The sequence below is a fragment of the Enhygromyxa salina genome (genome assembly GCF_002994615.1).
Lineage (GTDB): Bacteria > Myxococcota_A > Polyangia > Nannocystales > Nannocystaceae > Plesiocystis > Plesiocystis salina_A.
The window spans coordinates 24820-31461 of record NZ_PVNK01000310.1 but is presented as its reverse complement, the minus strand read 5'-3'; the positions used below and the strand labels follow the sequence as shown (position 1 = coordinate 31461).

Genomic DNA, 6642 nt, shown 5'->3' with positions numbered 1-6642 from the left:
GGAATTTTTGCCGAGGGCGCGAAGCCAAAACGCCGCTGTACCGGGCGTACTGCAAGTTTTGGCGACAAAGCCCTCGGCGAAAAGGCCAAGCGAGGCGGCGCGAGGCATTGCACCCCGGGCTGCTAGGTCCCGCGCCAGGTTCGTTTGCGGGCGAGATCGATGTGGACGAACTCGCTGATCGGATAAAATCCGACGCCGCCGTCGTGGGTGCCGAGCAGCCACTCGTAGAGCTCGCGGGCCTCGACCTCCGGGAGCAAGAAGTCGATCGCGTTGCCGAGCGGGTGCTGGCTCTTGGTTGCGACCTCGCGGCCCTTCTTGGTCAGGAGCAGGTTGTACTTGGGGTGGCGAAAGCCCGAGATGATCTGGACCTCGCGGACCTCGAAGTGCTCGGCGGCCGCGACGATCACGGCCACGAGCGCGGCGGGGATCGGCCCCTCGCCGTGAGTGAACCAGCAGCGGAAGAAGGCGCTGCGGCCGGCCTGGCCCGCGGCGCCCTCGGCGAGGCCCGAGGGGCCCGTCAGCGCACGGATCTCGTGGGTCCGGAGGTTGCGGGCCCAGATCGGTCGATCGGCGCGCTGGGTCGCCCGAGCCGGCCGCCGGGTATGCGCGTCCTGCTTGGCGGCGAGGTAGGCGTCCTTCTTGGACGGCGTCGACGGGGTCGGCGCCTGGGCGAGCACGGCGGCGAGCGCGAGGGCGAGCACGGATCGAGCCTAGCAGTTTACTATCAGATCTTGGCGCCCTCGAAGCGGGCGATCTCGACAAAGCTGGGCTCCGTGGGGTGCTTGCGAAACAGCAGCGCCTCGCGGATCTCGTCGTCCTGGCAGTCGACGACGAGGTAGTCGACGGGCCAGCCCGCGCTCAGGGCCGCGCGGGTGTCCTCGGCCGAGAAGTAGGCGCCGACCCGGGGGTGCGAGTGATAGATGATCGTGGCTCGCGGGCCCGACTCGAAGCTGTCGTTGAAGCGGCGCAGATCCTTGAAGCCGAAGGTGTAGGCGGTCGCCGCCGTGCGCGGGTAGGACTCGGGATCGACGGCGTGGTAGCGATCTTGCTGGTTGTCGCAGACGACGAGCTCGGCCTGGTCCCCGCTGCCGAGCACGTACCCGCAGCACTCGTTGGGGAACTCGGCCCGGGCGTGACGGTAGATCGCCTCGAGCATCTGCGCGGGCAGCTGGGGCGCGGACTCACCAGACATATTCGCGCTCCCACTCCAGCGGGACGAAGTAACGATCGCCGCGATCACACAAGATCGTGACGACGACCCCGGGCTGGCGAGCGGCGCGAAGCTCGCGAGCGACCCGAACGGCCGCCGCGACGTTGGCCCCGCTCGAGTGGCCGACGAACAGGCCCTCGACCTCGGCGACGCGCTCGGCCATGTCCCAGCCCTCTTCGGTCGGCATCCAGATCGTGTCGTCGAGCACCGTGGGGTCGTAGATCTCGGGCACGAGGCTGCTGGGCAGGTGCTTGAGGCCCTCGAGGCCGTGCATGCCGTCGTCGGGCTGCATTGCGACGCAGGTCACCTCACGGCCCGCGTCGCGGCCGAGCTCGTGGAGCCTGCGCGAGGTGCCGACGATCGTGCCGCTGGTCCCGATCCCGGTCACGAAGTGGGTCACGCGGCCCCGGGTCTGTTGCCAGATCTCGGGCGCGGTGCCCTCGTAGTGGGCGAGGGGGTTGCTCGGGTTGGCGTACTGATTGGGGTAGTAGTAGCGATCAGGGTGGCGGTCCACGAGCTCGCGGGCGAGCACGATCGCGCCGTCGCTGCCCTCCATGGGATCGGAGTAGATGAGCTCGGTCCCGTAGGCCGAGGTCACCTGCTTGCGCGGGGCCGAGACGTTCTCGGGCATGACCAGGGTGATCGGGACCCCGAGCGCGGCCCCGACCATCGAGTAGGCGATGCCGGTGTTGCCGCTGGTGCTGTCGATCAGCCGCTTGCCGGCCAGATCCCCCCGCGCGAGGGCGTCTTGGATGATCCGGAGCGCGGGCCGATCTTTGACCGAGCCCGCCGGGTTGGCGAACTCGCACTTGGCCCACAGCTCGACGGCGGGGCCACCGTCGAGCTGGTCGAGCTGGTGATCACGCTCGATCTGGTGGAGGCGCACGAGCGGCGTGGCGCCGACCAAGTCGGTCACGCGATCGACCCGCGCGGGTTGGACCAGCTCGGTCAGGGCCAGCTGCTCGGCGCCCGTCGGCGTGGGCGCGTTGGACACTCGCGCGCCCATTCAGCGGAGTCCACCCGCGATCGCCGGGATGATGCTGATCTCGTCGGCGTCCTTCACGGGGGTCTCGAGGCCGTCGAGGAAGCGAATGTCCTCGTCGGCGACGAAGATGTTGACGAAGCGGCGGACCGCGCCCTTGTCGTCGCGGATCCGCTCGCCGATCCCGGCGTAGGTCCCGTCGAGGTTGTCGAGGAGCTCACGGATGTTCTGGCCGCTGACCGCGACCTCGTCTTTGCCCTCGGTGTACTTGCGCAGCGGGGTGGGGATGCGAACGGTTGCCATACTCAGCTCTCAATTCTCTGGTCTGTCTAGGGGTCTTCGGTCAGGGGTTGGGTGGACCTACGTCGGCCCGGTCTCGAAGTTGCGCCGACAGGTGGGACAGTCGGGCCGCGGGGCCGGGGCGATCTGGCGCACTCTGCCGCTCAGGAGGTCGAAGTTCACGCAGGTCCCGGCTGGCGAGGCGGGCGGGGCTCGCTCGGGGCTCGCCTGGCTGTCGGGGTGCTGGCTGTCGAGTTGGGCGGCGAGGCCCACGGCCAGCATCGCGACCGCGTGGCCGAGCGCGCCCGCGACCGCGCCGACGACTCCGGCGGTCGCGCACGCGGGCGCGAGCTCGGGGGGGGGCGGGGCCTCGAACAGGCAGCGGTAGCAGGCGGCGTCGCGCTGGCGAGGATCGACGGCCATCGCCTGGCCCCGCCAGCCGAGCACGCCGCCGATGACCACGCCCACACCTTTGGCCACGCACGCGTCGTGGACGGCGAACTTGAGGCGCGGCGAGTCGCTGCACTCGAGGACCACGCAGGGCTCGGCGCCGCACAGCTCGTCGAGCAAGGCGGGGAGCTGTGCGGGATCCAGGTGTCGGTGGAGGGTGGTGAGGGTCGGCGCGTCGGCCCCGACCGCGGTCCGCTCGAGCAAGGACCAGCGCGCGGCGTCGACCTTGGCCGCGCCGACGTCCGCGGTTGCGAACAGGACCTGCCGCGGGAGGTTGCTGAGCTCGACGCGGTCGTCGTCGATGATCGTCACCCGCCGCGCGCCCGCTGCATGGAGCCCGAGCAGGGCAGGGCAGCCGAGCCCGCCAGCGCCGATGACCACGAAGTGGACGTCCATGTCAGCGTCGATCGCCCTCGGCCGTGAAGTAGGCGTCGAGGCTGAAGTAGCGCTCGCCCGTGTCGCACAGCACGGTGATCACGTTCTTGCCCGGGCCGAGCTCGCGGGCGAGATCGATCGCCGCGACCATGGCCGCGCCCGCGGAGATGCCGACGAGCAGGCCTTCTTCGTGGGCGAGGCGCTGGCGCATGCGGTAGGCCTGATCGTCGGGGATGCCCGCGACCGCGTCGTAGATCTTGGTGTCGAGGACGTCGGGGATGAACCCGGCGCCGATGCCCTGGATCTTGTGGGGCCCGGGCTCGCCCCCGGACAGGACCGGGCTGTTGGCGGGCTCGACCGCGATGATCTTGACCTCGGGGTTGTGCTCGCGCAGGGCCGCGCCGACCCCGGTCACGGTCCCACCGGTCCCGACGCCGGCCACGAAGCCGTCGATGCTCGCGCCGTCCATCTGGGCGATCAGCTCGGGCCCGGTCGTGCGCCGATGGATGGCCGGGTTGGCCGGGTTTTGGAACTGCTGGAGCATCACGTGGTTGGGCTTGGCGCACAGCTCCTCGGCCAGGGAGACGGCGCCCTCCATCGTCCGATCTTCGGGCGTCAGCACGATCTCGGCCCCGTAGGCGCGCAGCAGGTTGCGACGCTCGAGGCTCATGCTCTCGGGCATGGTCAGGATCAGGCGGTAGCCCTTGACCGCGCAGACCAGCGCGAGGCCGATCCCGGTGTTGCCCGAGGTCGGCTCGACGAGGGTGCTCTCGCCCGGACGGATCACGCCCTCGCGCTCGGCGGCCTCGATCATGGCCAGGGCGATGCGATCTTTGACGGACCCGCCGGGGTTCATCATCTCGCACTTGCCCCACACCGTCGCGGCGTGGTTCGGATCGGGGGCGACGCGGTTGATACGGACGAGCGGCGTGTTGCCGATCAGGCCCAGGATATTGTCGACCAAAGTGGGTCGGTCCATGGCTTGGCTCGTGGCGGACCTTGTCAGATCACGTAGTCGGCGGCCTGCCGCCGGTAGCGCTCACGGGCTTCGCCGATGAGCTGTTCGAGACTGAGCTCACCCACGGCCGACTCGAAGCGCTGGTCGACCGAATCCTCGACGAGGCGGGTAATCTCGTCCTGGGGATCGTCCGTGCTGTTGGCGGAGACGGTGGTGAGCACGCTGATGACATCGGACACCGCGATCTCGTCGGCGGGTTTGGCGAGGCGGTAGCCGCCGCGCGGGCCCCTTTTTCCCACGACGAACCCGGCTTTTCGGAGCTCGCCGATTATTTCTTCGAGATATCGCGAGGGAATTGCCTGCTGTTCGGCGATCACGTGGGCGCTGGCATAGCCTCGGTGCGCCACGTGGGTCAGCGCTCTGAGGCCATATCGGACTTTTGTCGACAGTCGCATTTTCCGGTGCCCCTTGTAGGAACTGGCGGGAGGTTGCCACACGCTGCTCGCCTGCGCCAGCCCTTTGGGACCGTCACTGGCGAATAATACGATCTCGAGCCGCTAAAATGAGGCAGGAGATCTCGCGCTCGGACTCCCGGCCCAGCGCAGGGCCCGCCTTGACACCTGTAAGCTGGGGGAGCTAGGCAGCGAGCGCCGATGGACGTCTCCGAGCTCAAGAAGAACGCCAAACTGGAGATCGATGGTCAGCCCTGGGTGGTGACCGATTTTCAGTTCGTCAAGCCCGGCAAGGGGCAGGGCCTCTATAAGTGCAAGATCAAGAACATGATCACGGGCTCGGTCGTGGACCGGACCTGGCGCTCGGGCGAGAAGCTCTCGGCGGCCGACGTCGAGTCGCGCAAGTACGAGTTTTTGTTCTCGACCGGTGACTCGTTCACCTTCATGGACAGCGAGACCTACGAGCAGGTCGAGCTCGTGGCCGATCTCGTCGGCGATGACGCCAAGTTCCTGATGGACAACCTCGGGGTCGACATCCTGTCCTACAACGGTCGTCCGGTCGGGCTCACGCTGCCGAGCCACGTGACGATGTCGGTCAGCGAGTGTGAGCCTGGCGTCAAGGGCGACACCGCGACCGGCGCGACCAAGGGCGCGACCGTTCAGACCGGCTACGAGCTGCAGGTCCCGCTGTTCATCAAGGTCGGCGACAACCTCAAGATCGACACGCGAACCGGCGCCTACGTCGAGCGCGTGAACCAGTAGCTGGTCGGGGGGAGCACGGACGAGGGGCTCGAGAGCGGCCTGCCGTGGTCGCTGCGCGTGCGCGTGTGGGACGCGGCGCTGGCGGCCGTCCGCGCGCAGCTGCGTGGGGCCGGGCTGCGCGAGGTCAGCACCGCGATCCGGACTGACGCCGTCGCGATCGAGCCGTGGATCGAGCCGATCTCGAGCGCGGGCAAGCTCCTCGCCACGAGCCCCGAGCTGGCGATGAAGCGCCTCCTGTGTCGAGGGGCCGGATCGCTGTTTCAGATCGCCCACGTGTTTCGGGCCGCCGAGGTCGGCGCGCGCCACAGCGAGGAGTTCCACCTGATCGAGTGGTACCGCGATCAGGGGCGAGAGGAAGCAGGGGTCGAGGAGGGCGTCGCGCCAGTGATCGGCGACGTCGAGCAGATCGTGGCCGCGGTGTTCGAGGGGGTCGCGCCCCTGATCGCGGACCACGGTGGCGTCGAGCCGCCGGAGCCGCCTCGGCGCTGGCGGCGGGTCGACCTCGTCGAGCTGATGGGGGAGAGCCTCGGGCAGCCCTTGGCCGGAAGCGAGCCCGCAGACGCCATTGGCGCGCTACTGGGTCGTGTAAGGGAGGCCGCGGGTGTCCGGTTGGGCCCCGGTGAGCGGCCCCCCCGAGCGCCCGAAGATCCCGAGCTCGCGCGGCTGCTGGCGTGGACCGAGCTCTTTAGTCTCTGGTCCGACGTTCACCTCGATCCGTGGCTCGCGGCGCTCGAGCCCGGCGTCGGTGTTCACGTCGTCGGCTTCCCGGTCAGCCTCGCGGCGCTCGCCGAGCGCGAGCCCGACAGCTGCAGGGCGGCGCGCTTCGAAAGCCACGTCGCCGGGGTCGAGCTGGCCAATGGCTACCGCGAGCTGCGAGATCCGACCGAACAGCGCGCTCGCTTCGAGCTCGTCTCGGCCATGCGATCGGTCCACGGGCAGCCCGCGCTGCCGATGCCCGAGGCCTTCATTGGCGAGCTCGATCAGCTGCCGCCTTGCGCGGGCGCGGCCCTCGGCCTCGATCGCCTCGTCGCCCTCGCGTGTGGCTGCGAGCGCCTCGACCAGGTCGCGCTCCTCTGACTCTTCGAATGACGGGATCGTTGGCGCACGATCCGCGACGGGAGACGCGAATGAACGCGCACAGCAGCTCGCATGAGCATCCGTGCGGTGCACCCGA

At 69.2% G+C, this 6642-nt stretch carries 9 protein-coding genes; 2 read left to right on the top strand and 7 right to left on the bottom strand.

Annotated elements, in window-relative coordinates:
- Positions 1-122: 122 nt before the first annotated feature.
- Genes ENSA5_RS35145 through ENSA5_RS35115 form a run of 7 tightly spaced genes read right to left on the bottom strand, consistent with a single transcriptional unit; the run spans position 123 to position 4709 of the window.
- A complete protein-coding gene (locus ENSA5_RS35145; RefSeq protein ID WP_106396093.1) occupies positions 123-701 on the bottom strand; it encodes a YcbK family protein in 579 nt (192 codons plus the stop codon).
- Between the two features lie 23 nt (positions 702-724).
- On the bottom strand, positions 725-1192 hold the full coding sequence (locus tag ENSA5_RS35140) for a M67 family metallopeptidase (protein WP_106396092.1): 468 nt from the start codon (positions 1190-1192) through the stop codon (positions 725-727).
- Complete coding sequence (locus tag ENSA5_RS35135; protein WP_258183118.1) at positions 1182-2204, bottom strand: PLP-dependent cysteine synthase family protein; 1023 nt, start codon at positions 2202-2204, stop codon at positions 1182-1184. The genes ENSA5_RS35140 and ENSA5_RS35135 overlap by 11 nt, the downstream gene beginning before the upstream one ends.
- Before the next feature lie 12 nt (positions 2205-2216).
- Entirely contained in the window at positions 2217-2495 is a 279-nt protein-coding gene (locus tag ENSA5_RS35130) for a MoaD/ThiS family protein (RefSeq protein WP_106396090.1), read from the bottom strand.
- Between the two features lie 57 nt (positions 2496-2552).
- Positions 2553-3317, bottom strand: coding sequence for a HesA/MoeB/ThiF family protein (locus ENSA5_RS35125; protein WP_106396089.1), 765 nt, complete (start codon positions 3315-3317; stop codon positions 2553-2555).
- Position 3318: 1 nt separating this feature from the next.
- Entirely contained in the window at positions 3319-4275 is a 957-nt protein-coding gene (gene cysK / locus ENSA5_RS35120; RefSeq protein WP_106396088.1) for a cysteine synthase A, read from the bottom strand.
- Between the two features lie 23 nt (positions 4276-4298).
- Positions 4299-4709, bottom strand: coding sequence for an RrF2 family transcriptional regulator (locus ENSA5_RS35115; RefSeq protein WP_106396087.1), 411 nt, complete (start codon positions 4707-4709; stop codon positions 4299-4301).
- 198 nt (positions 4710-4907) lie between these two features.
- Between ENSA5_RS35115 and efp the strand changes: the two genes are divergently transcribed.
- Positions 4908-5468, top strand: a complete 561-nt coding sequence (efp, locus tag ENSA5_RS35110; protein ID WP_106396086.1) for an elongation factor P — start codon at positions 4908-4910, stop codon at positions 5466-5468.
- Between the two features lie 57 nt (positions 5469-5525).
- Positions 5526-6545, top strand: a complete 1020-nt coding sequence (locus tag ENSA5_RS35105) for an amino acid--tRNA ligase-related protein (protein WP_106396085.1) — start codon at positions 5526-5528, stop codon at positions 6543-6545.
- Positions 6546-6642: the final 97 nt, after the last annotated feature.

What these genes read in the sequence shown, in the direction of transcription:
- ENSA5_RS35140 (WP_106396092.1), bottom strand. Translation starts at nt 1,192, where the DNA reads ATGTCTGGTGAGTCCGCGCCCCAGCTGCCCGCGCAGATGCTCGAGGCG.
- ENSA5_RS35130 (WP_106396090.1), bottom strand. Translation starts at nt 2,495, where the DNA reads ATGGCAACCGTTCGCATCCCCACCCCGCTGCGCAAGTACACCGAGGGC.
- ENSA5_RS35125 (WP_106396089.1), bottom strand. Translation starts at nt 3,317, where the DNA reads ATGGACGTCCACTTCGTGGTCATCGGCGCTGGCGGGCTCGGCTGCCCT.
- cysK (WP_106396088.1), bottom strand. Translation starts at nt 4,275, where the DNA reads ATGGACCGACCCACTTTGGTCGACAATATCCTGGGCCTGATCGGCAAC.
- ENSA5_RS35115 (WP_106396087.1), bottom strand. Translation starts at nt 4,709, where the DNA reads ATGCGACTGTCGACAAAAGTCCGATATGGCCTCAGAGCGCTGACCCAC.
- efp (WP_106396086.1), top strand. Translation starts at nt 4,908, where the DNA reads ATGGACGTCTCCGAGCTCAAGAAGAACGCCAAACTGGAGATCGATGGT.